Origin of the sequence: Halobaculum roseum, from assembly GCF_019880245.1 — an archaeon.
Classification (GTDB): Archaea; Halobacteriota; Halobacteria; order Halobacteriales; family Haloferacaceae; genus Halobaculum; species Halobaculum roseum.
Window position 1 is genome coordinate 1820276 of record NZ_CP082286.1, and the last position, 24986, is coordinate 1845261.

At 69.2% G+C, this 24986-nt stretch carries 26 protein-coding genes; 13 read left to right on the forward strand and 13 right to left on the reverse strand.

Translation table 11 applies throughout. The features are described from left to right. The first annotated feature begins 6 nt into the window (after nt 1-6). The 7 genes from K6T36_RS09215 (at nt 7) to flaJ (ending at nt 7581) form a co-directional block, all read left to right on the forward strand. Nucleotides 7-546, forward strand: a complete 540-nt coding sequence (locus K6T36_RS09215; protein WP_222921022.1) for a chemotaxis protein CheD — start codon at nt 7-9, stop codon at nt 544-546. A gap of 151 nt (nt 547-697) precedes the next feature. Continuing rightward, entirely contained in the window at nt 698-2173 is a 1476-nt protein-coding gene (locus K6T36_RS09220; RefSeq protein ID WP_222921023.1) for a FlaD/FlaE family flagellar protein, read from the forward strand. After that, a complete protein-coding gene (gene arlF / locus K6T36_RS09225) occupies nt 2157-2597 on the forward strand; it encodes an archaellum stator protein ArlF (RefSeq protein ID WP_222921024.1) in 441 nt (146 codons plus the stop codon). Before K6T36_RS09220 ends, arlF begins: the two co-directional genes overlap by 17 nt. Nucleotide 2598: 1 nt before the next feature. Next, nucleotides 2599-3051 carry an archaellum stator protein ArlG gene (gene arlG / locus K6T36_RS09230; RefSeq protein WP_222921025.1) on the forward strand — a complete coding sequence of 151 codons (453 nt, stop codon included), beginning with the start codon at nt 2599-2601 and terminating at the stop codon, nt 3049-3051. 39 nt (nt 3052-3090) lie between these two features. Continuing rightward, nucleotides 3091-3849, forward strand: a complete 759-nt coding sequence (gene arlH, locus K6T36_RS09235) for an archaellum protein ArlH (protein WP_222921026.1) — start codon at nt 3091-3093, stop codon at nt 3847-3849. A 306-nt stretch (nt 3850-4155) separates the two neighbouring features. Further along, complete coding sequence (locus K6T36_RS09240) at nt 4156-5823, forward strand: type II/IV secretion system ATPase subunit (RefSeq protein WP_222921027.1); 1668 nt, start codon at nt 4156-4158, stop codon at nt 5821-5823. A 9-nt stretch (nt 5824-5832) separates the two neighbouring features. Continuing rightward, nucleotides 5833-7581, forward strand: coding sequence for an archaellar assembly protein FlaJ (gene flaJ, locus K6T36_RS09245; RefSeq protein ID WP_222921028.1), 1749 nt, complete (start codon nt 5833-5835; stop codon nt 7579-7581). A 520-nt stretch (nt 7582-8101) separates the two neighbouring features. On the opposite strand, the gene K6T36_RS09250 is transcribed toward flaJ, so the two are convergent. The 3 genes from K6T36_RS09250 to K6T36_RS09260 form a co-directional block, all read right to left on the reverse strand. Continuing rightward, nucleotides 8102-9949 carry a carbon starvation CstA family protein gene (locus K6T36_RS09250; protein ID WP_222921029.1) on the reverse strand — a complete coding sequence of 616 codons (1848 nt, stop codon included), beginning with the start codon at nt 9947-9949 and terminating at the stop codon, nt 8102-8104. Between the two features lie 246 nt (nt 9950-10195). Further along, nucleotides 10196-11179 carry an ArsA family ATPase gene (locus K6T36_RS09255; protein WP_222923413.1) on the reverse strand — a complete coding sequence of 328 codons (984 nt, stop codon included), beginning with the start codon at nt 11177-11179 and terminating at the stop codon, nt 10196-10198. Between the two features lie 17 nt (nt 11180-11196). After that, nucleotides 11197-11520 (reverse strand): DUF7990 family protein, encoded by a 324-nt coding sequence (locus K6T36_RS09260; RefSeq protein ID WP_222606368.1) that lies wholly within the window; start codon nt 11518-11520, stop codon nt 11197-11199. A 111-nt stretch (nt 11521-11631) separates the two neighbouring features. Here K6T36_RS09260 and K6T36_RS09265 point away from each other — a divergent pair, with 111 nt between their 5' ends. Further along, complete coding sequence (locus K6T36_RS09265) at nt 11632-13074, forward strand: CobW family GTP-binding protein (RefSeq protein WP_222921030.1); 1443 nt, start codon at nt 11632-11634, stop codon at nt 13072-13074. A gap of 3 nt (nt 13075-13077) precedes the next feature. Here the strand turns inward: K6T36_RS09265 and K6T36_RS09270 are convergent, their stop codons facing one another. The 3 genes from K6T36_RS09270 to K6T36_RS09280 form a co-directional block, all read right to left on the reverse strand. Beyond that, the gene (locus tag K6T36_RS09270; protein ID WP_222921031.1) at nt 13078-13299 is read right to left on the reverse strand and encodes a zinc-ribbon domain-containing protein; all 222 of its coding nucleotides are present in this window, start codon (nt 13297-13299) and stop codon (nt 13078-13080) included. An 86-nt stretch (nt 13300-13385) separates the two neighbouring features. Then, a complete protein-coding gene (locus tag K6T36_RS09275; protein ID WP_222921032.1) occupies nt 13386-13790 on the reverse strand; it encodes an SRPBCC family protein in 405 nt (134 codons plus the stop codon). A 57-nt stretch (nt 13791-13847) separates the two neighbouring features. Beyond that, nucleotides 13848-14171 (reverse strand): hypothetical protein, encoded by a 324-nt coding sequence (locus K6T36_RS09280; RefSeq protein WP_222921033.1) that lies wholly within the window; start codon nt 14169-14171, stop codon nt 13848-13850. Nucleotides 14172-14222: 51 nt separating this feature from the next. Here K6T36_RS09280 and K6T36_RS09285 point away from each other — a divergent pair, with 51 nt between their 5' ends. After that, a complete protein-coding gene (locus K6T36_RS09285; protein WP_222606373.1) occupies nt 14223-14402 on the forward strand; it encodes a DUF8107 family protein in 180 nt (59 codons plus the stop codon). A 56-nt stretch (nt 14403-14458) separates the two neighbouring features. On the opposite strand, the gene K6T36_RS09290 is transcribed toward K6T36_RS09285, so the two are convergent. The 3 genes from K6T36_RS09290 to K6T36_RS09300 are packed head-to-tail and all read right to left on the reverse strand — an operon-like array spanning nt 14459 to nt 17750. Next, nucleotides 14459-15091, reverse strand: a complete 633-nt coding sequence (locus tag K6T36_RS09290; protein ID WP_222921034.1) for a diacylglycerol/polyprenol kinase family protein — start codon at nt 15089-15091, stop codon at nt 14459-14461. 7 nt (nt 15092-15098) lie between these two features. Beyond that, the gene (gene glyS / locus K6T36_RS09295; protein WP_222921035.1) at nt 15099-16895 is read right to left on the reverse strand and encodes a glycine--tRNA ligase; all 1797 of its coding nucleotides are present in this window, start codon (nt 16893-16895) and stop codon (nt 15099-15101) included. Then, entirely contained in the window at nt 16896-17750 is an 855-nt protein-coding gene (locus tag K6T36_RS09300) for a CBS domain-containing protein (RefSeq protein WP_222921036.1), read from the reverse strand. 162 nt (nt 17751-17912) lie between these two features. Here K6T36_RS09300 and K6T36_RS09305 point away from each other — a divergent pair, with 162 nt between their 5' ends. Next, nucleotides 17913-18065, forward strand: a complete 153-nt coding sequence (locus tag K6T36_RS09305) for a DUF7556 family protein (protein WP_222606377.1) — start codon at nt 17913-17915, stop codon at nt 18063-18065. Nucleotides 18066-18179: 114 nt separating this feature from the next. On the opposite strand, the gene K6T36_RS09310 is transcribed toward K6T36_RS09305, so the two are convergent. Together K6T36_RS09310 and K6T36_RS09315 are read right to left on the reverse strand one after the other, a co-directional pair. Then, the gene (locus tag K6T36_RS09310; protein ID WP_222921037.1) at nt 18180-18428 is read right to left on the reverse strand and encodes a DUF7967 family protein; all 249 of its coding nucleotides are present in this window, start codon (nt 18426-18428) and stop codon (nt 18180-18182) included. A gap of 127 nt (nt 18429-18555) precedes the next feature. Then, complete coding sequence (locus tag K6T36_RS09315) at nt 18556-20370, reverse strand: methyl-accepting chemotaxis protein (protein ID WP_222921038.1); 1815 nt, start codon at nt 20368-20370, stop codon at nt 18556-18558. Between the two features lie 151 nt (nt 20371-20521). On the opposite strand from K6T36_RS09315, the gene K6T36_RS09320 reads away from it, so the two are divergent. Further along, nucleotides 20522-22255, forward strand: a complete 1734-nt coding sequence (locus K6T36_RS09320; RefSeq protein WP_222921039.1) for an excinuclease ABC subunit C — start codon at nt 20522-20524, stop codon at nt 22253-22255. 174 nt (nt 22256-22429) lie between these two features. Here K6T36_RS09320 and upp read toward each other — a convergent pair whose 3' ends face one another. Beyond that, entirely contained in the window at nt 22430-23107 is a 678-nt protein-coding gene (gene upp / locus K6T36_RS09325) for a uracil phosphoribosyltransferase (protein WP_222921040.1), read from the reverse strand. A gap of 224 nt (nt 23108-23331) precedes the next feature. Between upp and mdh the strand changes: the two genes are divergently transcribed. Both mdh and K6T36_RS09335 read left to right on the forward strand, forming a co-directional pair. Then, nucleotides 23332-24246, forward strand: a complete 915-nt coding sequence (gene mdh, locus K6T36_RS09330) for a malate dehydrogenase (RefSeq protein ID WP_222921041.1) — start codon at nt 23332-23334, stop codon at nt 24244-24246. A gap of 280 nt (nt 24247-24526) precedes the next feature. Continuing rightward, nucleotides 24527-24730 (forward strand): DUF7569 family protein, encoded by a 204-nt coding sequence (locus tag K6T36_RS09335; RefSeq protein WP_222606383.1) that lies wholly within the window; start codon nt 24527-24529, stop codon nt 24728-24730. Between the two features lie 9 nt (nt 24731-24739). On the opposite strand, the gene K6T36_RS09340 is transcribed toward K6T36_RS09335, so the two are convergent. Beyond that, nucleotides 24740-24916 (reverse strand): hypothetical protein, encoded by a 177-nt coding sequence (locus tag K6T36_RS09340; protein WP_222921042.1) that lies wholly within the window; start codon nt 24914-24916, stop codon nt 24740-24742. Between the last annotated feature and the right edge of the window lie 70 nt (nt 24917-24986).

A 24986-nucleotide genomic window follows, 5' to 3' on the forward strand; every position in this document is an offset into this window, starting at 1 on the left:
CTCGCCGTGAGCCCGACCGGCTCGCCGAACGCGGGGGCGCCGTCCGCGTCGCGACCACCCGAGCGGTCCGCTCCGCGGCGAAAGGTCGGGCTCTCGGACGCGACGGTGGCGACCGACGGCGCGGTGTTGGTCACCAGCGGGCTCGGCTCCTGCCTCGGCGTCGCGCTCCACGATCCGGGCGCGGGCGTCGGCGGACTCCTCCACGCGATGCTTCCCGCCGCGAACGGCCGCCCGGGCGCCCCCGAGAAGTTCGTCGTCGACGGCATCGACGCGACGATCGCCGCGATGGCCGACGCCGGCGCCGACCCCGACGAACTCCGCGTGAAGATCGCCGGCGCCGCCGAGATGATCGAGTTCGACGCCGGCGGCGAGGGCGGCTCCGTCGGCGACCGCAACGTCGCCGCCGCGGAGGCGGCGCTGCGCGAGCGCGCAATCCCCGTCGACGGGGCCGACACCGGCGGCGACCGCGGTCGGTCGCTCCGGTTCGACACCGCCACGGGTGCGCTCCACGTCTCCTACGCCGGCGGGGAGACGATCGTGCTGTAGGGCGGATTCGCGACCGAGCGACGCCCGGATCGCCGGCGGATGCTCCGGACGAGGAATCGCGACGTCGGACGGGAGATCCGTCGCACGGCCGTTATCGGGCACGATAATCCGCGGGGTGGCTTTAAGTTTCGTTCGGGGATGTTCAGGGGTAATGGGTCTCCTCACCGCACTACCGGGAGCAGGGGTCGGCGGGTTCCCGGGGGCCGACGCGACGCTCCTCGTCTCGTTCGGACTCCTGGGCGCCAGCCTGCTCGATCGCTTCCGCGACGGCGACGACGGGCCCGGGGACGTCGACGACGGCGGCGACGATCTGCTCGGCGGCGACGACGGCGCCTTCGGCGGCGACGGCGGCGGCGACGACGACGACCTCGGCGACCTCGGCGGCATGGACGACTGGGACGACGACGACCCCTTCGGGGGCGAGGACGGCGGCGGCGACGACGGCGTCGCCGAACTGGAGAAACGCGTCGACGACCTCGAAAACGAGGTCGCGAGCCTCTCCTCGACCGTCAACACGGTTCGCTCGGAGAACGAGGAGATCTCCGGGAAGGTCGAGGACATGGGGGAGGACGTCCGCAGCCTGCTCGACATCTACGAGATGGTGACGCGCGGGATCAACCCCTTCGTCGACGACGTGCAGGGTGGGGGGGACCTCGGCGGCGAGGGGGACTTCGGCCTGTTCGACGACGCGGGCGGCGACGGCGGCGACGACGACGAGGAGGACCTCGACGAGGACCTCGCCAGCGCCGACGCGGAGGGGTTCTTCGACGAGGACCTCGCCGGCGACGGGATGGACGACCTCGACGAGATGGACGAGGGCGACGATCTCGACGGGACGGACGACGGGGACGACCTCGGCGACATGGAGGGGATGGACGAGGCGGACGGCTTCGACGACGACCTCGACGGCTTCGGGGACGACGACGCGGATGACACCGATTCAGACACCATGGCGACCGACAACGGCGGCGGAAAGAGTTTCAGTGAACTGAAAGACGAGTACGAGTCGGGCGACGCCGACTGGGACGAGGGCGAGGCCCCGGACGACGGGGAGGGCGACGCGCTCGACGCGCTCGACGCCGAGCCGGAGTCCAACGGCCACGACGAGGCCGGCGACCTCGGAATGGGCGGCGAGGAGGAGCCGGAACCCGATCCGGATCCGGCCCCCGAGTCGACGGCCGGCCCGACGGACCCGAGCCGACGCGGCGAGGGCGTCGACGAGAACGGCGGCTTCGAGTTCGTCGAGGAGGACGATCTCTCCGACGAGCCGGACAAGCCGTACCTCACGAGCCTGCCGGGCGACTACGTGGGCGACCTGATGGTGATGGAGTGGCTGGAGTTCCTCGTCGAGGAGTCGACCACGACCGACGCGGTGCGCGCGGTCAACTACTACGAGCGCGTCGAGTGGATCGACGAGGAGGTCGCCGACCAGCTCAAGGGGTTCCTCTCGGGTTTCGGCGACATCGACCGCAACCTCATGGACCGTCCCGGGACCGACCACCTCGATCTGGACCACCACACGCGCTCGCTCAAGTACATCATGCAGTTAACCGACGCCACGGCCGAGTCCGTCGTCATCGACCGGTGGCCGCAGCTTTCTGGGGGCATGCATGGGCCTCAGCGTTAGTGCCTCCGCGGGTGTCGTCTTCCTCGGCGTGTTCCTCGCGATCGGCATCGTCTACCCCGCCGCGGCCAACGGCTTCGAGCAGGTGAGCGACGCGCGCCACGACGCCGCCGACCGCGCGCTCGAACGCGCGAACACCGGCGTCGACGTCACGAACGCGACGTACTACTCGGGCAACGACACCGTGGTCGTGCTCGCCGACAACGACGGGACGACGACGGTCGGCGTGAACGACGCGACGCTGCTCGTCGACAACGCGGTCCCGCCGGAGGCGAACGTCACCCGGTCGGTCGAGGGCGACGCCGCGACGGCCCTGTGGCTCCCCGGGGAGACGGCCCGGTTCGAGATCGAGGTCGGCGCGACCGCGCCGAACCGCACGCAGGTCGTCGTCGAGCACGGCGTCCGCGACGCGATCGGGGTGAACTGAGATGGCGGGTGGGAGCGCCGCCGAGCTCATCCTGTTCATCGCGGCCATCGTCATCGCGGCGTCGGTCGCCGGCACCCTGACGAGCGAGGTCGACCGCGTCAGCGACGCCATCTCGGCGAAGTCGCTCGACGTGGCCGGCGAGATCCGCGCCGACGCGGAGATCGTCTCCGACGCCGGCGCCCAGGTGTACAACCGTTCCGGCGACGAGAACGTCACCGTCCACGTCCGTAACACGGGTGCATCGGATCTCCCGGCGGAGCCGGGGACGTTCGACGTCCTCCTCGACGGCGAGTACCAGACGGGGGTGAACGTCTCCGTCGTCGGAGGGGGGACCACCTGGCACCGCGGCGACGTGGTCCGCCTCGAGTTCTCGGCGTCGGACCTGCCCGACGGCGACCACCGGCTGAAGCTGGTCGTCAGCGGCGACGAGGAAGTGTTCCGCTTCAGATCCTGAGCTGCACCACACACCCACCTCTCACAACCACCTCTCACAATGTCACGAGCACAACAGAACACGCTGCTGTCGATCGGCCTGCCCGAGCGCGACCAACTGAACAAGGAACTCGGCGGGGGGATCCCCCGCGGGTCCATCGTCCTCATGGAGGGCGACTACGGCGCCGGGAAGTCGGCGCTGTCCCAGCGGTTCGCGTACGGCCTCGTCGACGAGGGCGCGTCCGTCACCCTGCTGTCGACGGAGCTGACCGTCTCGGGGTTCATCGACCAGATGTACTCGCTGCGCTACGACGTGACGAAGCCGCTGCTCAACGAGGAGCTGCTGTTCCTCGCGGCGGACTTCGACTCGGGCGGGAACTTCTCCGACACCGACGCCGACCGCAAGGAGTTGCTCAAGCTCCTGATGGAGGCGGAGACGATGTGGAACTCCGACGTGATCATCCTCGACACCTTCGACTCCATCCTCCGCAACGACCCCACCTTCGAGGCGCTCGTGCGAAACAACGACGAGCGACAGGCCGCCCTGGAGATCATCTCGTTCTTCCGGGACATGATCTCCTCGGGCAAGGTGATCGTGCTCACCGTCGACCCCTCCGCCGTCGGCGACGACGCCATCGGCCCGTTCCGCTCCATCGCCGACGTGTTCTTCGAGCTGCAGATGGTCGAGGTCGGCTCCGACGTGCGCCGGAACATCTCCGTCAAGCGCTTCGCCGGGATGGGGAGCCAGGTCGGCGACTCGATCGGCTTCTCGGTGCGCTCGGGCACCGGGATCGTCATCGAGTCGCGCAGCGTCGCCTGAGACCTCCCCGTCCGAGCGGCCCTCGCGGGGGCGACGGCGGCGACCACGAGTGCGAGCGCCGCGAGGAGCGCGCGACCGCCCCAGTCCCCGTCCCCGACCGAGGGGGTCACCGCCGCCGCTCGCAGCTCACCGCCGCGTCCTGCGGAGCCGTGGTTTGTTATCGCCGCTGATAGCTCGCGGGGAGGGTTTAAGCCTCGTTCGCGGGTGTGTCGTCGTAATGAGCATCACCCTCGCCGGGAGCCGGGGGCGCGGTGCCGTCACGGCCGATGACGGGTGCCGGTCGTCGTCGGCGCGGAGGTGCATTCGATGACAGATCAAGGACAGGCGAACCCCTCGAGCGAGCTGAAGCAGCTGGCGATGAAGCGGCCGCATCTGCGCGAGCACCTGCAGAAGTTCAAGCAGATCACCGGGGAGTTCCCGATGTTCGTCGACGAGATCGAGGGCGAACACGAGGCCCGCCGCCCGAACGTGCTGTACCCGGTCGGCGGCCCGATCTTCTGTCACGTGTACGGCGACTTCGGGCAGGACACGAAGTACTACACCGTCGAGCCGACGCTGTCGGGCGCCGAGGAGCAGGTGCTCGACACGGTGAAATCGAAGCTGCTGCGCCAGAGCGGCCACAAGCCCGCTCCGGAGGGCGAGTCCGGGTACGACGACCTCATCGAGGAGCTGCTGGAGGACGTCACCGCCGTCACCGAGGAACAGGGCCAGCGCAACGTCCTCTCGACGATCAAGAACTTCGGCCGCGTCGAGGTGTCGAAACAGACGTACGACAACATCCGCTACCGGCTCAACCGCGACATCGTCGGGTTCGGGCCGCTGGAGCCGGTCATGCGCGACCCGGAGAACGAGGACATCCACGTCATCGGCCCGAAGGAGTGTCACGTCGACCACGGCGTCTTCGGCATGCTGGAGACGACCGTCGACTTCGGGACGCCCACGGAGTTCGACAACTGGCTGCGCAACATGGGCGAGCGGATGGGCGACCCCGTCTCCGACTCCAACCCCATCATCGACTCGACGCTGCCGGACGGGTCGCGTATCAACATCATCTACTCCGACGACGTGTCGATCAAGGGCTCCTCGCTCACCATCCGCCAGGGCGAGGAGACGCCCCTCTCGATCAACCAGATCACGAAGTGGGGGACGCTCAGCCCCGAACTGGCGGCGTACCTCTGGCTGTGTCTGGAGAACGAGCAGACCGTCTTCGTCGTCGGGGAGACGGCGTCCGGGAAGACGACGACGCTCAACGCCGTCCTCTCGTACATCCCCCGGGACTCGAAGATCTACACAGCGGAGGACACCGCGGAGGTCGTCCCGCCCCACAGCACGTGGCAGCAGCTCCTGACGCGGGAGGGCGACGGCGGCGACTCCAACGACGTGGACATGTTCGACCTCGTCGCCGCCGCGCTGCGCTCGCGCCCCGACTACATCATCGTGGGTGAGGTCCGCGGCGCCGAGGGTCGCATGGCGTTCCAGGCGGCCCAGACGGGTCACCCGGTCATGCTGACGTTCCACGCCTCCGACATCGTCTCGATGATCCAGCGGTTCACCTCCGAGCCGATCAACGTCCCCGAGACGTTCATGGACGTGGCCGACGTGGCGCTGTTCCAGAACCGCGTCAAGCAGGGAGACAAGGTGCTGCGTCGGGTCACCTCAGTCCAGGAGATCGAGGGCTACTCCAAGGAGATGGACGGCGTCGTCACCCGGCAGGTGTTCGACTGGGACCCCGTGGAGGACGAGATCGTCTTCCGCGGGCGCAACAACTCCTACGTGCTCGAAGAGCAGATCGCGACGCTGCTGGGCTACGCCGACACCCGCGACATCTACGACGACCTGAGCTTCCGCGCGGAGCTCATCGAGCGGATGATCCAGGAGGGCATCCTCGGCTACCACGAGGTGAACGAGGCGATCACCTCCTTCCAGCGCGACGGCGTCGACGGGCTCCCCTTCGACATGCACCGCACGACCTGAGCGCCGCGCATGAGCACGAACAGCGCGTCCGCGTCCGACTTCTTCCCCGACTCCGCAGCGGAGCTCGCCGCCGATCTGGTGGCGTCGTACGACGCGCTGGACATGTCCAAACGGAAGTACGTCGGCTACATCCTGGCCCCTTCGGCGGCGTTCTTCCTGCTCACGATCGTCGGCGCGTTCCTGCTCCCGCTGCCGGTGACGGTCCGCCTGCCGATCCCCGCGCTCGGGATCTTGATACTCGTCGCGGCGGTGTTCTACCCGAAGCTGTACCTCAACGGCCGCCAGGTCGCCATCGAGAACCAGCTCCACCTGGTGATGACCCACATGACCGTGCTGTCGACGACGAACATCGACCGCATGGAGGTGTTCCGGACGCTCGCGACCGAGGAGGAGTACGGCGCCGCCGCCGACGAGCTCGCGCGCGTCGTCCACCTCGTCGACACGTGGAACCAGTCGCTCGACGACGCGCTGCGCAGGCGGGCGAAGGAGGTCCCCTCGGACGTGTTCTCGGACTTCTTCGACCGCCTCGGCTACACCATCGGCGCCGGGCAGACCCTCGACGACTTCCTGCTGTCCGAGCAGGACGCGGTCATCCAGAACTACATCACGGTGTACGAGGGGGCGCTGGCGAACCTGGAGGTCATGAAGGACCTCTACATGTCGATGATCCTCTCGATGACGTTCGCGCTGGTGTTCGCCATCGTCCTCCCGATCCTCACCGGCGACAACCCGACGCTCACCGTCTCGGCGGTCATCGTCCTGTTCATGCTGGTGCAGCTGGGCTTCTACGTCGTCATCCGGGCGATGGCCCCCCACGACCCCGTCTGGTTCCACTCCGAGGAGGGGGCGCCCTCGGACTTCCGGCTGTGGTCCAGCTTCGCGGTCGGCGTCTTCGGGACCGCCGCGCTCGTCGTCTTCGTCGGCGCCGGCCTGTTCAACGTCGGGCCGGGGCTGCGCGGGCTGCTCTTCTTCCTCGAGGACATCCCGCTCGCGCTGTACATCTGCGTCCCGATCACGCCGATGGCGATCACCGGGGTGATGCTCCGGTTCGAGGAGCGCAACATCGAGGAACGGGACGAGGAGTTCCCGTCGTTCATCCGCGCGCTCGGCGCCGCCGAGTCGGCCAAACAGTCGACGACCGGCGACGTGCTCGCGACGCTCCACAAGAAGGACTTCGGCGCGCTCACGCCCGCGATCGTCCGCCTGTACCGCCGGCTCAACATCCGGATCAGCTCCGAACAGGCGTGGTACACGTTCGCGACGGACACGCGCTCGTACCTCATCCAGAAGTTCTCGGACATGTACCTCGAGGGGCGCTCGATGGGCGGCCGGCCGAAGCTGCTGGGGGAGCTCATCTCCCAGAACATGAACACCGTCATGCAGCTGCGCGAGCAGCGCCGGCAGGCGACGGTGACGATGATCGGGCTGCTGTACGGGATCACCTCCGCGTCGGCGTTCGCGTTCTTCATCGGCCTGCAGGTCGTGAACATCCTCGCGGACCTGTCCCAGCAGTTCAACATCACCAACGCCGGCGGCGTCGGCAAGATCATCTACGCCGGCGTGTACGACATCGCGCTCATCGAGTTCCTGCTCCTGCTCGTCATCCTCTTCAACGCCGTCCTCTCGTCTGTGATGATCCGCACCATCGACGGCGGCAACAAGGCGAACGCCTACCTCCACTTCGTGCTCATGACGTGGCTCGGCTCCGGCGTCGCCATCTTCACGAAGCACCTCGTCAGCGCGATCCTCACGATCTGAGTTCGAGCGCGCGGTGACGGCACCGTTCGCGCGGGTGCCGGTCGTGCGGGTGCCGAACGCGCGGATACGGAAGCGACCGGGGGCCGTCCCCGATCCTCGTCGCTCTCACCGCTGATACGTCACGCCGAACCCTTATGCTCGCCCGACGCGGAGTCTTCGGTAGCGGCGGTCGCAGGGATGCGGGAGCCGACCGCCGTCGGGTCGCGGCGAAGCCATGGGTAGGGACCTGGCGTTCGCGCGAACCCCGAGTCGGCCGCCCCGGTCGGGGCGGCCGGTGCTGTTCTCGTGGTGGCTGTCCGTTCCGTTCACAGCGAACGCGCCGTCGGCGTCGCCGGCGTCAACGCCCGCGGTCGACGCCGGGAGGTCGTGAGTGACGTGCCGCCGGCGTATCGTACCCGACGTGGCTACGACGCGGCGGCGCCGCTCGCGATCGAGCGCGCCGAAAAAACGGAACCGAACGCAGCGGCGGTTGTTCGCTCAGTCGTCGGCCTGACCGACATCGGAACGAGTTCCGACGAGCTCAGGAATCCTGCGATTCCTGACCGCCGTCGGTGGCGACCGCGCCGCCCGTGCCCCTGCGGGCCTCCTGGATGTTGTCGTACCCCATCTTGACCAGCGACAGCGCCAGGTAGATCAGGGTGAACGCGATGGCGATCTGGACGACCGCCGACAGCATCGCGAAGGCTCCCGCCTCGGCCATCCACGCGTCGTTGAGGAACTTCGCGTAGATGTTGTCGTGGAGCGCGAGCCACAGCAGACCCAGCACGGTGATCGTCACCATGACCACCATCGGGCCGCCCGTGGAGATGAGCTGCTTGGAGTCGCTCCAGTTGGCGAGCCATACCGTCGCGGTGAGCAGCGCCAGCGCCGCGAGCAGCTGGTTCGCGCCGCCGAACAGCTGCCACAGCGTCAGCCACGAGCCGCTCGTGATCATGACGTACGCGGGCACCGCCTGCACGACCGCGTTTCCGTAGCGGTCGGCCGCGAACGACTCGACCGGCGATTCGGGCGTGCCGACGATCTCCTCCATCATGTACCGACCCAGGCGGACGGCGGTGTCGGTCGACGTGAGCAGGAAGCTCACGAGCACCAGCGCCATGAACGGGCCGCCGAAGGAGGTCGGGATGCCGAAGCTCGTCAGGATGATCCCGCCGCCGGTCGCGAACGTCGGCAGCGCGAGCCCGATGCCGCCGCCGACCTCGGGCGCGACGAGCGCGACCGTGATCAGCGCGACGGTGGCGAGCAGTCCCTCGCCGAGCATCCCGCCGTAGCCGATCGCGCGCGCGTCGGTCTCCTTGTTCAGCTGCTTCGAGGTCGTCCCCGACGACACCAGCGAGTGGAACCCGGAGATGGTCCCGCACGCGATGGTGATGAACAGCAGCGGGAACAGCGGCGCGCCGGAGCGGCCGATGAACCCGTAGAACGGTTCGAGTTGCGTGGTGAGCGGCTGGCTCGGCGTGATCGCGCCGATGCCCATCGCGCCGCCCAGCGTGCCGACGATGATCGCCAGCAGCGCCCCGCCGACCCCCGAGTACAGGAGGAACGACGAGAGGTAGTCACGCGGCTGCAGCAGCACCCATACCGGAAGCGCGCTCGCGAGCGCCCCGTACACGAGGATGATCGGGATCCACGCGGCGGTGTTGGCGCCGAGCGCGCCCGCGCCGGGGATCCACGACCCGCCGCTGCCCAGCAGGACGATCGTCTGGGCGGGCGCACGTGCGGCCGGCTCGAACAGCGCGACCGGGACCAGCGTCCCGACGTACACGCCCGCGAACATCGCGGCGACGAACGCGATCGTTCCCGGGATGAACGAGAGGTTCAGCTGGTACAGGTACACGCCGAACAGCACCGCCAACCCGATGTAGATCAGGCTCGCGGTCGCCGCCTCGGGGTACGCGTTGAACACGATCGCGACCACGAGCGCGAACACCGCGACGACGAGCACGATCGTGAGGAACGCGAACCACAGCAGCATGTTCTTGCCGCGCTCGCCCACGTACTCGCCGATGATGTACCCGATCGACTTCCCCTCGTGTCGGAGGCTCGCCGACAGCGAGACGAAGTCGTGGACCGACCCCATCAGCGGGTTGCCGATGGCGATCCACAGGATCGCGGGCACCCAGCCCCACACGACACCCGCGGTGATGGGGCCCACGATGGGCGCGCCGCCAGCGATACTCGAATAGTGATGCCCCAAGAGCACCGGCTTCTTCGCCGGAACGTACTCCTGTCCGTCCTCGTATTTGTGTGCCGGCGTCTCCCGGTCCTCGTCCAGTTCGACGAACTGGGCGAGATACCGCGAGTACCCGAGATACCCCGCACTGAACAGTGCGAGTACCCCGATCACCAGCCACATTGCTGCCACCATGCTTGTTACCTCGTCACAGTCGTGTGCAGAATGAATATAAAAACATTAACCTTCGACGGTGGATCGACGGCGCTCATACGGCGGTTTCGCCGGCCTGAACGATCGTTCTCCCTTCGTTGCGAACCATTCGGTAGTGGATTTTGCGGAAAATCTGTCGTTGAATACTTTGTGGTTTGCCGCGCGCGCCTCGCGCGCACCCCACACGCCCCACGCCGAACCGGACCGGGCCATCCCCGGCCGGGTGGCTCACGCCGAGCCGTCCGGGGGTGTCGCGGGCGGGGCCGCCTCGATGTCGAGCTCGTCGGCGACCTCCGTGAGGAAGTCGCCCTTCACCTCCTCGACGCGGGTCTCGATCTCGGCGACGACGGGTTGCTCGAACTCCTCGCGAAGCGTCCGGAGGTGCGCGCGCTCGGTCGCGACGCGGTCGCGGAGGTAGCGCGCGCCGCGGCCGTTCTCGTCGTCGTCCGGCGAGGGGGTGAGCCGGTTCACCGCGAGCCCACGAACGGCGAGCCCGCGGTCGGCGAGCCCCTCGGCCGCGCGCCGGGTCTCACGGACCGACAGCTCGTCGGGGTTGACGACGAGGAAGAAGGCGGCGTGCTCGCGCAGCGTCTCGCCGGCGTACTCGAAGAACTCCTTGCGCTCCTGTAAGCGCGCGAGGATCGGGTCGCCGTCCATCACTCTCCGGGGTTCGTTGTTGCCGATCGCGGCCTTCTCGTACAGGTCGATCGACTTCTCGCGCTTGCGCCGCAGCCGGTCGATCCACCCCTCCAGGAAGTCCGGCAGTCCGAGCAGCCGGAGCGTGCCGCCGGTGGGGGAGGTGTCGAAGACGACACGGTCGAAGTCGTCGCTGGAGCGCATCACGTCGACGAACCGGTCGAACAGCGCGGCCTCGTAGGCACCGGGGGTCTGGTGGGCCATCTCGATCTGGCGGTCGATCTCGTTGACGAGCGCGGCGCTGACCTGGTCGCCGAGCGCGCGCTTCGTCTCCATCAGGTGGTGTTCGACCTCCTCGTCGGGGTCGATCTCCATCGCCCACAGCCCGTCGCGGCCCTCGACGGCCTGCGGCTCGTCGCCCAGTTCCTGGTCGAACACGTCCGACGTCGAGTGGGCCGGGTCCGTCGAGACGACGAGCGTGTCAAGCCCCGCGTCCGCACACTTGACCGAGTACGCCGCCGACATCGTCGTCTTGCCGACGCCGCCCTTCCCGCCGAAGAACACGAACTTCTCCATGTGTGTGTCCTCGGACATCAGAAGTGGTACTGCTGTCCCTTGCGTTCGAGCATCGAGCCGCGGTCCCACATCCGGCGCTCCCACGCCTCGAACTCGTCCTCGAGATACGGGAGCAGCTCGGCGGTGTAGTAGGAGACCGGCGAGGGGATGCCGAAGGCGTCCGGGAAGCACGCCAGCATGAACGTGTCCTCCAGGTCCTCGGCCTCCTTCTCGATCTTCTCGTACGCCGGGTGGGTCACCAGCCCGTGATACAGGCCGGCCGCCCACTCGCGCAGCGCGTCGAGGTACCGGTCGATCCGGTCCGCGAGGGCGCCCCCGCCGTCGTCCGTGGCGTCGCTCATCGGTCGTGTGTGTGGCGCTCCCGTGGTTAAGCATGTCGCGATAGTGCGCGGATCGCCCTCGGCCCGCCGCGACCAACGGGCACAAGTACCACACGCGCGGATCGTTCGTCGATGACGCCCGGACGCGGACTCGGCGGCGGTCCCGGACCGAGCGGCGACGACGCCGTCCCGGTGACGGTCCTCTCGGGGAGCCTCGGCGCCGGCAAGACGACGCTCGTGAACCACGTCCTCTCGAACGCCGGCGACCGCGACATCGCGGTGCTGGTCAACGACGTGGGATCGGTGAACGTCGACTACGACCTCCTCTCCTCGGAGGACCTCCCGGCCGTCGGCGTCGCGGAGCTGTCCAACGGCTGTATCTGCTGTGAGCTGCGCGACGACCTCGAACGCGCGGTCGTCCAGCTCGCCGACGGCAAGGAGTTCGACCACCTCGTCGTCGAGCCCTCGGGGATCAGCGAGCCCGGCCCCGTCGCCCGACAGTTCACCACCGGCCCGGCCGCGGCCCGATACCGGATGGACGCCGTCGTCACGGTGCTGGACACCCCGCAGTTCCTCGGCGCCTTCGCGGGCGAGGGAACCCCGAAGCGACGGGGGAGCACCACTCACGAGGGCGGCGAGGGTGCAGTCGGCGGCACGGCGGCAGACGGCGAGGACGCGGACCTCGGTGGCGACGACGCCGACCGCGAAGGCGACGGCGACGAAGCTCCCCGCCCGCTCTCGGATCTGCTCGTCGAGCAGGTCGAGGGCGCGGACGTGGTCCTGCTCAACAAGGCCGACCTGTGCGACGAGGCCGAACTCGCGGAGGCCGAGGAGCTGGTGCGCGCGCTCCGTCCCCGCGCCGAGATCCTTCCCACCGAGCACTCGGCGGCGCCGCTGGATCGGATCCTCGACGTGGACCTGTACGAGCATCGGGACGAGGAGCACGGCCACCCCGACGACCACGCGGACCACGGCGACCACGAACACGCCGACAGCGACGACCACGGGCACGCCGACAGCGACGACCACGGGCACGCCGACGGCGACGACCACGGCCACGCACACGGCGGGGACGGCCATGACCACGCCCACCCGGACGAGGTGTACGGCGTCACATCCTTCGTCTACCGCGCGCGGCGACCGTTCCACCCCGAACGGCTCGCCGAGTACCTCTCGAACCTGCCCGAGTCGGTCGTGCGCTCGAAGGGGACGCTCCACGTCGCCGGCAGCGATCAGCGGCTGCACTACAGTCAGGCCGGCCCCTCGGTTCGTGTGGAGGCGGTCGGCCCGTGGGTGGCGGCGATGGAGGAGGCCGACCGGGAGCTGTACCGGGCGAACCGCCGCGGCGGCGCCGACTGGGACGACGAGTGGGGCGACCGCCACACCGAGGTGGTCGTCATCGGCGTCGACCTCGACGAGCCGGCGGTGCGCGCGCGGCTGGACGACTGTCTCCTCACGGACGCGGAGCTGGAGAACGGACCCGGCGTCGACCCCGCCGAGTGGTTCCCGACCGCGCCCGCCGAGGGCGACGGCGATGGCGACGGGAACGCCGACGCGGTCGTTTCGCTGTCGTAACCGTCAGCAGGCGCAGCCGGTCGAGCCGGGCGAGCGCTCGAACGCCATCTCGTCGCCGCACTCCGGACACGACGGGGGCTCCTCGCCGGTCACGTCGAGGTCGAGCAGGCGCTCGTCGCAGTCGTGACACCAGTACGCGCCCGTCGACTCCTCGGTGCCGCCCCCGCGGTTCGGCGATTCCGTCGAGGCCTTCAGCGTCTCGGTGAGCGTGCCGATCAGTCCCATGTGTGGTATTCACACTGTCCTGCGCATAAACTGCGGTGCGGATCCGCGATCTCGACACACAACCGTCGAGTCCGCGATCGAGCGCCTCAGGCGTCGTCGGCGATGTTGTCGAGCAGGCGCCGCAGCTCGCCGCGGCGCTTCCACCCGGCGATCCGGTCGGCTAGCGGGAGCGGCAGCCCAAGCGAGACGCGCGAGACGGCCCGTACCCGACTGCCCTCGTTGGCCGGCTCGACGGTCACCGCCGTCTCCATCGCGTCGAACGGTCCCCGCTCGCCGACCTGCTCGTAGCGCCAGCCGTCGTCGGTCTCGGTCACCCGGAGGTCGAACTCCAGACCGCCGCCGGCGACGGTGACGACGGTGGCGTCGTCCTCGGATCGGGTTCCCCGGACCACGAAGCTCCCCTCGTACTCGACGAGCGCCGCCGGCGAGAGCAGCCGGCGGAGCGTGTCGGGGGTCGCCGCGACGAACCGCTCGGCCTCGACTTCGCGCATGCCGCGGGGTGGGCGCCCCCCGCACAAAAGCCCGCGGGGAACCGCCGTCGGCCGCGCTCACCAGTCGACGAGCGGGAGCGTCAGCAGCACGAGCAGCAGCCCGAAGGCGACGGCGACGTACAACAGGCGCCGGAACCGCCACGAGGCGGGGATCTCCTCGCGGAGGTCCGGCCGAGCCGATCGCACGAGGCGATGGTACGCGAGGGCCACGGTCGGAACGAAGGCCGCGGCCGACCCGGCGAGCGCGAGCGACAGGTCGGCGCCGAACAGCGCCATCAGGTAGATCGGCCCGAACGAGAAGACGATCATGAACGCCATCCCCGCGACGACGAGGAAGGGGACGGCGTCGACGGCGTCGCCCTCGCGGTTCCGGAGGCGCATACCCGACCTACGACCGCGAGAGCCAAGTAGGTGGTACCCGCACGGCGAGGCATGGCAAGCGACGGCGACCCGCGCGTGCTGCTCGCGATGAACATCGTCCTCTCGTCGATCTTCGCGTCGGTCGTCGTGTGGGGGCTGTCGTACCTCGATCTCGCCGCGTTGACGCTCGAGAACGTCGCCGGGCTCGCGATCGTCGTCTTCGCGGCCACGTACCTCCTCGTGTTGCGGTAGCGGCGGACGCCCGGCCGAGGCCCGAGTGCCGCCTCAAGCCGGGGCCGAGTGCCGACTCAGGCCGCCAGCAGGAACACCGCGGTCATCGCCGCGCCCGCGGCGGGCGGGATGGTGAGGTTGTCGTCGACCACGTAGCCGCGGACCACCGGCTTCACGCCGTCGGCGACGGTCGCCCCGAGCGCGCCCGCGGCCGCGGCGGCGACGCCGACGAGCGTCCCCGCGTGGAGGACGGTGATCGGCACCGCGAGCGCGAAGCACACGAGGAACATCACCGCGAGCACGCCGACCTCCTTGGCGGTCGTCGCGTCGTTGCTGCCGAGGTACCCGGAGATCGGGTCGCCGATCGACAGCATCAGGATCGCCGACGCCGCCAGCGGCGGCTCGAAGGCGACGACCTCGGGCCCGTACGGGGGCGCGAACGCCAGCGCCGCGACGGTCGCGCCCACCATGAACAGGGCGTAGCCGGCGACGTTGTCGGCCTCGTACTCCCGCGTCAGCTCGTCGTACACGCGGTCCAGCGGCGGCCACTCCACGCCGACGACGAGCCGGAGGAACTCCAACAGGAACACGCCGGCCGTCGCGACCAGCAGGAGCGCCTGTAGCTGTCGCCAGGTGACGAGCCCGAGCAGGTAGATCGCCGGGAACCCGGTCCCTGAGGCGTGAACCGCCCGCCGCTTCAGCTCCCCCATCGGCGTCTCAGGCCGTCTCGACGTCCGTCTCGATCTCGTCGTGCGCCGCCGCCAGCGCGTCGAACGCGCGGTCCTCCTCGGGATCGAGCAGGGTGGCGATCTCGTCTGCGACCTCGCTCACGGGCACGCGGACCTGCCGCGCGGAGTCGCGCTCGCGGACGGTGACGGTGTCGGGGCCGTCGCCCTCGATGCCGTCGCGGTCGACGGTGACACAGAAGGGCGTGCCGACCTCGTCCTGCCGGCGGTAGCGCCGGCCGATCGAGCCGGAGTCGTCGTACTCAACCGACAGGCCCGCCGCGCGCAGGTCGCCGGTGACCTCGTCGGACAGATCGAGCAGGCGCTCGTCGTTGGAGACGAGCGGGAAGACGGCGGCGTCGGTCGCGGCCATCTCCGGGTCGAGCGCGAGGTAGGTGCGCTCCTCGCCGTCGACCTCGTCGCTCCGGTAGGCGTGCTCGATGACGGTGTAGACGATGCGGTCGATACCGAACGACGGCTCGACGACGTGCGGGGTGATGTGCTCGCCGTTCTCGGTCACCTCCTCGACCGAGAAGTTCGCCACGTCGCTGTCGACCGTGTGGGTCTCGCCGTCGACCTCCACCTCGACTTCGGCCGCGTCGAAGGCGTCCGGCTCGCGCTCGGCCAGCGTCTGCAACGCCTCGGCGACCGCGCCGGCGTCGCCGCCGAACTCGGGGCCGAGCGTCGCCATGTCCGGGTCGACGGTCGCGCGCTCCACCGTCTTCGGCTCGTCGTACTGCTTGAACACGGTGAACGACTCGCCGGAGTGTTCGGCGTGCTTCGTGAGGTCGTAGTCCGAGCGGTAGGCGAAGCCGGTGATCTCGATCCAGTCGCCGCCCACCTCGCTTTCCGCGTCCCAACAGTCGGCCGCGTAGTGGGCCAACTCGCCGGGGAGGTGCTGGCGGAACCGGAACCGGTCCATGTCGACGCCGACGCGCTCGTACCACTCCTGTGCGACGCCGAGGTAGTAACCGACCCAGTCGGAGCCGATGACGCCCTCGTCGACGGCGTCGCCGACGGTCGTGGTGTAGGCCTCGCCGTCCTCGTCCTCCTGCTCGTCGGCGGGGTACAGCGTGACCTCCACGTCCTCGACCTCGTGGAGCGGCGGCTCGTCCTCCTCGGGGTCGATGAACGTCTCCAGCTCGGCCTGCGTGAACTCGCGCACGCGGATGATGCCCTTGCGGGGGCTGATCTCGTTGCGGTAGGCCGGGCCGATCTGCGTGACGCCGAACGGGAGGCGGTTGCGCGCGTATTCCTTCAGACGCGGGAACTCGACGAAGATGCCCTGCGCCGTCTCCGGGCGCATGTAGCCGGGCTGGCCCGAGCCGGGGCCGATGCTCGTCTCGAACATGAGGTTGAAGTCCTCGACCGGCTCGCCGCCGAGGGGGGCGTCACACGATGGACACCGCAGGTCGTGATCCCGGATGATCATCTCGACCTCCGAGATCGGCAGCGACTCGGCCTCCTCGATGCCCGTGTTGTCCTCGATGAGGTGGTCGGCGCGGTGGGACGCGCCGCACTCGGGGCACTCGACGAGCATGTCGTCGAAGCCGTCGAGGTGGCCCGACGCCTCGAAGACGGCCTCGGGCATGATCGTCGGCGCCTCGATCTCCATGTTGCCCTGGCGGACGGTGAAGCGGTCGCGCCAGGCGGACTCGAGGTTGTCCTTCACCGCCGCGCCGTTGGGGCCGTACGTGTAGAAGCCGGCGACGCCGCCGTAGGCGCCGTTGGCGCCGAAGAAGAAGCCCCGACGCTTCGCCAGCTCGATCACGTCCTCCTGCTCGGCCATCTACAGCGCCTCCAACAGGTGCACGTCGCGCACGATGCCGACGAGCTCGCCGCCGGCCTGCAGCGGCACCTGTTCGATGTCCTCGGTGATCATCTCCTGTGCGGCCTCCTGCACCGAGCGCGTCCGCGAGACCGTCCGCACGTCATCGGTCATGAACTCCGTGACCGGCTCCGCGGGGATCTCGACGTTCCGCGTGGGCACGTACGCCGCGCCGACGGCCTTGATGCCCTCCCACTTCCAGTCGTCGTCCTGGTCGGCGATGGAGTCGCCGGTGTTGTCCTCGCCCTCGACGACGCGGGCGACCTCGAGCACGTCGACCTCGGTGAGCATGCCGGCCATGTCTCCGTCCTCGCCCAGCGCGACCGCGTACGGGACGTTCGCGAAGAACAGCTGGCGCTCGGCGACCGTCAGCGGCGTGCCGGTGTACACGGTGTTCACGTCGGTGCCGGCCACGTCGCCGCAGGTGGCGTCGGTGTCGACCTCGTCGCGGGCGATCGCGGCGACGATGTCGGTGACGGTGACGATCCCCGCCAGGGTGTCCCCGTTGTGCTCCTCGACGACGGGAACGCGACGGCTGCCGCCGATCATCACCTGCGCGGCGTCGCGGAGGTTCGTCTCGGGCGTGACCGTCGGCACGTCCCGCATCAACAGCGCCAGCTGGTCCTCGTCGGGCTTCTCGATGAGGTCGTCCCGGGAGACGAGGCCGCGGTACACCTCGTCGTCGCCCTCGCCTTTCACCACCGGAACCGACGAGAAGCGGTACTCCTGGAGGTACGTGAGGACGTCGTCGCGACTGCCGGGGAGCGACACCGTGACGAGATCCGCTCGCGGCGTCATCGCGTCTGCTACGTTCATACCCCGCAGTGCGCCCCGACGCCTCTTGTATCATGCGAAGGTGTGCTGGCGGCTGTCCCGGGCGCTCACCCGACGAATCCGGGAGTATTCCCCCGAGGGGACGACCCTGTGAAGCGGTGTCAATCCGACGAGTTTATCAGTGCGTATGTGAGATGCATTCATATGACAACGAGGCACACGGGGTGCGAGCCCGGTGAGGTGATGGCGTCGGTGGACGAGAGCTCCGCGGAGTTCGTCATCGCGGACCTCGCATGCGACGACGCCTGGCTCTCCGTCGGCGAGGCCGACGCCCCGGTGCTCGAGAACTGGTGTTGAGGTCGGGGGATCGCTCCCCCAGTCGATTCTTCGGTCCGTTCTTCGGTCGCCGCTGCCGGTTCCCGGAAGCCACGCGTTTCCCCGGCGAATGCGATCGACGGGTCGGCCCCGCCGTCAGATCTCGTCGCCCGGGTCGTGGTCGGCGGCCATCCGCTCGGCTTCCGCGGCGTAGCGTTCGCGTCGCTCGTCGTCGACGGGCTCGGTGTCGTCCTCGTCGCGGTCGATGGCGGCGGTGATCGGCTTGCGCTGGAGCAACTCGATCGACGCCTGCCGGGTGTACGACCGGCGACCGTCGACGCTCGCGTAGGTGAGTGTCACCGTCTGTCGGGTGTCGTACTCCCGGGAGACGAGCCAGAGGCGCATGCTTCCCGATTCGACCGCCGACGAGAAAGGCTGCGGGGTTCGCGGTCGGCGACCGCGGACGCGACCGATCCCGGACCGTGGGTGTCCGGCGCCGAACGGTGAGCGCTCGGTTCCGATCGGTTGCCGTTCAGTTCCCGAACACGAAGCCGCCGTAGTCGCCGTCGGTGTCGGTATCGCCGTCGGACGCATCGCCGTCGGATGCCTCCTCCTCGGCCGCCTCGATGGTGACGCCGTCGTCGCCCTCGTCGTCGCGACCGGCGTCCGCGGGCGCGTCGATCGTGATGCCGCCGTCGGTTCGGAACTCCGACTCCCCGCCCGCGAGTCGGCTCGTCCGTCCGCCGTCGGCGCGGAACTCGGCGCTTTTTGCGTCCTTCCCGCGGAGTTCCATCACGCGCTGGGACAGTTCGGCGATGGCGTCGCTCTGGTCGTCGGTCGCGGCGACGATCCGGTCGGCGGCGTGTTCGGTCTCGCTCGAGCGCTCCCGGACCTCCTCGATGGTCGCGGTGAGCTCCTCGACGGTGGCCGCCTGGTCGTCGGTCGCGCGCGACACCTCGGCGATGCCGTCGGCTGCCTGGTCGATGGACGCCGCGATGTCCTCGAACGCCACCAACACGTCGTCGATCTGATCGGCCGCGTGGTCGATCTGCTGGTGGCTCTGTTCGGCGGCGACGACCGTCGAGTCGGTGCGGTTCTGTAGCTGCTCGATGTTGCCCGTGATCTGCTCGGTGTGCTGGCGGGTCTCGTCGGCGAGCGTCTTCACCTCCTCGGCGACGACGGCGAAGCCGTCGCCGTCCTTGCCCGCGCGGGCGGCCTCGATGTTGGCGTTGAGTGCCAACAGGTTCGTCTGCTCGGCCACGTCGGAGATGACCTCGACGACGGACTCGATGTCGTCCATTCGGTCGCCGAGATCGGTGACGGAGTCGACGAGCTCCTCGCCGATCTCGGTCACCTCCTCGGTCGCCTCGCGTGCGTCCTCGCTGGCGTCGAGCCCGTCGGTCGCGGCCTCGCGCGCCTGCTCGGCGGCGGTGTCGACCTCCTCGGCGGTCGCGGCGACCTCCTCCATCGACGCGGAGAACGTCTGCATCTCCGAGACGCCCTCCGAGAGTAGCTCGTTCTGCTCGCCGACGTTCTCGGCGATCTCCTCTGCGGCGTCGACCGCCTCCTCCACGGAGTCCTCCAGGCGCGCGGTACCCTCGTCGACGCCGGCGGCGGTCTCCTCGAACGCCTCGGCCATCTCGTTGAGGTCGCAGATGACGTCGAGCAGCCGGTCGTCGAGGCAGTCGTTCTCGTCCTCGAAGGACGCCCGTGCGTCGAGGTTCCCCTCCGTCAGCAACCCCATCGTCGCGCCGAGCTCGTCGACGAGGTCCTCGACCGCCTTCTGGCGCTGGACCTGGTCCGTCCGATCGCGGACCGTCTCGACGACGGCGACCAGCTCGTCGTCCTCGTACAGCGGCATCGCCGTGAAGTAGATGTCGCGGTCGACGCCGTGCTGGTCGGTCATCACGCTGGTGTCGGAGTACAGCCACATCGACTCGTCCTCCAGGTCGACGCCGAACTCCTCGTGGACCGACTTCGGGTGTTCGAGCACCTTGTCGGCGAGCGTCTGTGCCCGACGGCCGTCGGGGTAGAACATCTCGCTGGCGTGTTCGTGGCCGATCGCCTCCTCGGCGCTCGCGCCGGTCAGCTCCTCGATCGCCGAGTTCCACGCGACGATCTCGCCGTCCGCATCGACCATGAAGACGGGCGACCCCATCCCGTCGAGCAGCAGGTCGTCGTCGACGTTCAGTTCGTCGTCCTCGTCCTCGTCCTCGTCGGCGGCGGCGTCCGACTCGGGCAGTCCGGCCGAGTCGGCGCCCGACTGGACGGTGACCCCGCCGTCCGCCAGCGGCTCGTTCGGATCCGTCCCCGTGACCCACGCACGGAGGCGAGCGAGTAATGGCATACATCTACGGCTCTGTGAATCCCGTTTAACGGTTGCCGTCCGGGAATCACGTGTGATACTCGACGAGCGCCGGATCCCGTTCCTCCGCCGGCCGTGCGTCGCCGCTCTCGACGCGTCACCCTCAAACGCGCGGAGCCCCCACTCTCCCGCGATGGACGCGAGCGTCGTTCGCGAGCGCGCGGCGGACCTCCCGCGCGAGCCGGGCGTCTACCAGTTCCTCGACGGCGACACCGTGTTGTACGTCGGGAAGGCGGTCGACCTACGGGACCGCGTGCCGTCGTACGCGGACCCGCGGTCGGCCCGAGTCTCCCGGATGGTCGACCGCGCGGACGCGCTCGATTTCGCGGTCACGGACACCGAGACCCAGGCGCTCCTGCTGGAGGCGAACCTGATCAAGCGGCTCAACCCCCGCTTCAACGTCCGCCTCAAGGACGACAAGTCGTACCCGCTGGTCCAGATCACCGACCACCCGGTCCCGCGGATCGAGGCGACGCGCGACCCCGACGAGGCGGCGACCGTCTTCGGCCCGTTCACCGACAAGGGCCGAGTCGACACCGTGATCAAGGCGATCCGCGAGACGTACGGCCTGCGCGGCTGTTCGGACCACAAGTACCAGGGACGCGAGCGCCCCTGTCTCGACTACGAGATGGGGCTCTGCTCGGCCCCCTGTACCGGCGAGATCGACGAGGCGTCCTACCGCGAGGACGTCGCGTCCGCGGTCCGCTTCTTCGAGGGGGAAACCGGCGCGCTCGCGGATCCGTTGCGCCGGGAGATGGAGGCGGCCGCCCGGGCGCGGGAGTTCGAGCGCGCGGCGAACCTCCGCGACCGCCTCGACGCCGTCGAGGCGTTCCACGGCGAGGGCGAGGACGCCGTCTCCGACCGCTCCGACGAGCGCGCGGTCGACGTGCTCGGCGCGGCCGTCGAGGGCGACTCGGCCGTCGTCGCGCGCCTCCACAGCGAACGCGGTCAGCTCGTCGACCGGTCTCGCCACTCGCTGGACGCCCCCGACGCAGAGGACCGCGTCGCCGAGGTGCTCTCGGCGTTCCTCGTCCAGTACTACGCCGAGCGGGAGCTTCCCGACGCGATTCTGCTCTCGGAGCGGCCGGCCGACGACGACGTGCTCGCGTGGCTGGAGGCCGAGGGCGTCGCCGTCCGCGTCCCCGGCGCGGGACGGGAGGCGAAGCTCGTGGACCTCGCGCTGAAGAACGCCCGCAGCGGTCCGACGCGTCGCGACGAGCTGTCGGCGCTGGCCGATGTCCTCGGGATCGACCGCCCCGAGCGCATCGAGGGGTTCGACGTGAGCCACGCCCAGGGGAAACAGGTCGTCGGCTCCGACGTGTGCTTCGTCGGCGGAAGCGCCGAGAAGGCGGACTACCGTCGAAAGAAGCTCACCGACCGCAACGACGACTACGCGAACATGCGCGAGCTGGTGAAGTGGCGCGCAGAGCGCGCCGTCGACGGACGCGACGACCGGCCCGACCCGGACCTGCTGCTCATCGACGGCGGCGACGGCCAGCTCGGCGCCGCGCGCGACGCTCTCGCGGAAGTCGGCTGGGACGTGCCGACGGTGGCGCTCGCCAAGGAGGAGGAGTTAGTGATCACGGCCGACGGAGTGCACCGCTGGGAGGACGACGCGCCGCACCTCCACCTCCTCCAGCGCGTTCGCGACGAGGCGCACCGCTTCGCGGTGCAGTATCACCAGACGCTCCGCGACGATGTGTCGACGGTCCTCGACGAGGTGCCCGGCGTCGGCCCCGAAACGCGCCGGCGACTCCTCCGGCGGTTCGGGTCCGTCGAGAACGTCCGCGCCGCCGGCGAGGGCGACCTGCTGGACGTGCCCGGCGTCGGCGAGAAGACGGCGCGAGCGCTGAAGGCGCGGCTGTAAGCGTGGCCGATCGATCCGATGTGGCTGACAGGCGGTCCGACCGTCCCGCGACCGACGAAGGGGGACCGCACACCCGCCCGGGCCCTCGCCGGCTGCCGTTACGTCACGCGACGGGGTGGTCCCGGCTTCGGATACAAAGGTTCGGTCGGGCCGGGCCGGATCAGAGGGCGGAGGTTACTGCGTCCGGAACGCGCGGTCGCCGGCGTCGCCGAGGCCGGGGACGATGAACCCCTCGTCGTTGAGTTCGTCGTCGATGGCGACGGTGAGGAGATCGGCTCGCGGCGCCTCCTCGGCGACGCGGGTGAGTCCGTCCGGAGCGGAGACGGCCGAGAGCACGAACAGGTCCTCGGGTTCGGGGTTGTCGGCGAGCACGTGATCGAGCACGGCGCACATCGTCGATCCCGTCGCGAGCATCGGGTCGGCGACGATGACGGTGTCCTCGGCGGTAATGTCCGGCAGCTTCGTGTAGTCGATCTCGATGGGGAAGGTGCCGTCATCCCCCATCCCTGCCTCCTCGTTGCGGCCGGCGGAGATGACACCCTGTTTGGCGCGCGGGAACGCCTTCAACAACCCCTCGACGAACGGCGTCGCGGCGCGGAGGACGTTGATGATGACGACGTTGTCGAGCCCCTTCACGCGCTCGCCGGTCGTCTCCGCCAGCGGCGTCTCGATAGAGACGAACTCCGTCTCCATCGCGCCGTCGATGATCTCGTAGCCGCAGATGCGGCCCAACTTCACCAGCCCCTTTCGGAACGCCACCTGCTCCGTCTCCACGTCGCGCAGCCGTGAGAGCGTGTCCTTCGCCAGCGCGTGCGTGATGAGGTGTGCGTCCCCTCGCTCCTCGATAGCCATCGTTGTTCGGACGTTGCTGTGCGGGCGGTCATAATCCCGTTGGCTCGCGCGCAGTGTGCGCCCCCGTAGCGCACGACCCGAATATCTGGCCGTGATCGGAGATCGGGCCATCCGGGCCGGACCGTCCGAGGTTCGACGATCGTCGACTCGATCTACGTCGTTCGGCACCCGAGATCGTCGGTTTCGAAACGTTTACCGGAGACTCGGTCGGCTAGGTACGTGATATGACGAAAGTCAGCGTGATCGGCGCGGCGGGAACCGTGGGTGCCGCGGCCGGCTACAACATCGCGCTCCGGGACATCGCGGACGAACTCGTGTTCGTCGACATCCCGGACATGGAGGAGACGACGATCGGCCAGGCGGCCGACACCAACCACGGCGTCGCGTACGATTCCAACACGCGGATCCGCCAGGGTGACTATTCGGCCACCGAGGGCTCGGACGTGGTCGTCATCACCGCGGGCATCCCGCGTAAGGAGGGGCAGACCCGGATCGATCTGGCGGGCGACAACGCGCCGATCATGGAGGACATCGGCGAGTCGCTGCGCGAGTACAACGACGACTTCGTGTCGATCACCACCTCGAACCCCGTGGACCTGCTCAACCGCCACCTCTACGAGAGCGGCGAGCGCGCCCGCGAGAAGGTGATCGGCTTCGGCGGCCGCCTCGACTCCGCGCGCTTCCGGTACGTGCTCTCCGAGCGCTTCGACGCGCCGGTGAAGAACGTCGAGGCGACGATCCTCGGCGAGCACGGCGACGCGCAGGTGCCCGTGTTCTCGAAGGTCCGCGTCGACGGCGCAGACCCCGAGTTCACTGCCGACGAGAAGGAGGAGATCCTCGGCGACCTCCAGGAGTCGGCGATGGACGTGATCTCCCGCAAGGGCGCGACCGAGTGGGGGCCGGCGACCGGCGTCGCCCACATGGTCGAGGCCGTGATCCGCGACACCGGCGAGGTGCTTCCCGGCTCCATCGCGCTGGAGGGCGAGTTCGGCCACGAGGATACCGCCTTCGGCGTCCCCGTGAAGCTCGGATCAGGCGGCGTCGAGGAGGTCGTCGAGTGGGATCTCGACGACTACGAGACCGATCTCATGGACGAGGCGGCCGAGAAGCTCTCGACCCAGTACGAGAAGATCGCGTAGGGATCGATCCCAGCCACGAACGTACGCGAACCGAGCGATCTCGATCTCACTTTTCACGCCGACGGCGGATCGAGTCGACAACGCGGCGTCGATCGACGCGAGGGTTCAAATCCGATGCCGGAACCAGCCCCCGCGTGACCTGACGACGGCCGTGGCGGGTTCGCGGGTGTGCGGCGCCCCCGTCACGGTGCGACCGCGCCGCCTGTCAGCCCCACTATAGCCGTCGCTCCGGCGACAGATCGAGGCAACGACTAAATCGCTGGCTCGCACAGCCGAAGGTATGTCCGACTCCTGTGACGCGTGCGGGTCGTCGGTGGAGGACGCGCTCGCCCGGACGATCCGCCTGTCGGTCGATCGCTCGACGGTCGACGAGCAGCGCCTGTGTCCCGGCTGTTTCGCCGAGTGGATCGACCGCTACGAGCAACAGATGCGGACCGAACCGGACGTGACGATCGACGAGGAGAACGACATCATCGTCGACTGACCCGGATCGTTAGGTTCCGATCGAGCAGGTCGTCCCGACCGCGAGTCCCTCCTCCTCGACGTGTGCGGCCAGACACCCGTAGTTGCAGAACGGCGTCTCCTGGGTCGTGTCGCCCTCGCGGACGTACACCGGGTCGTGGACGGTCACGTCACAGCCGCAGTACGCGCAGTCGAGAGCGTCGCTCATCGGTCGTGTCTCCGTCCGCCGGCGGGAAAACGGACCGTCGGTCGTGCGCTCCGTTCGCTATCGCGGTCGG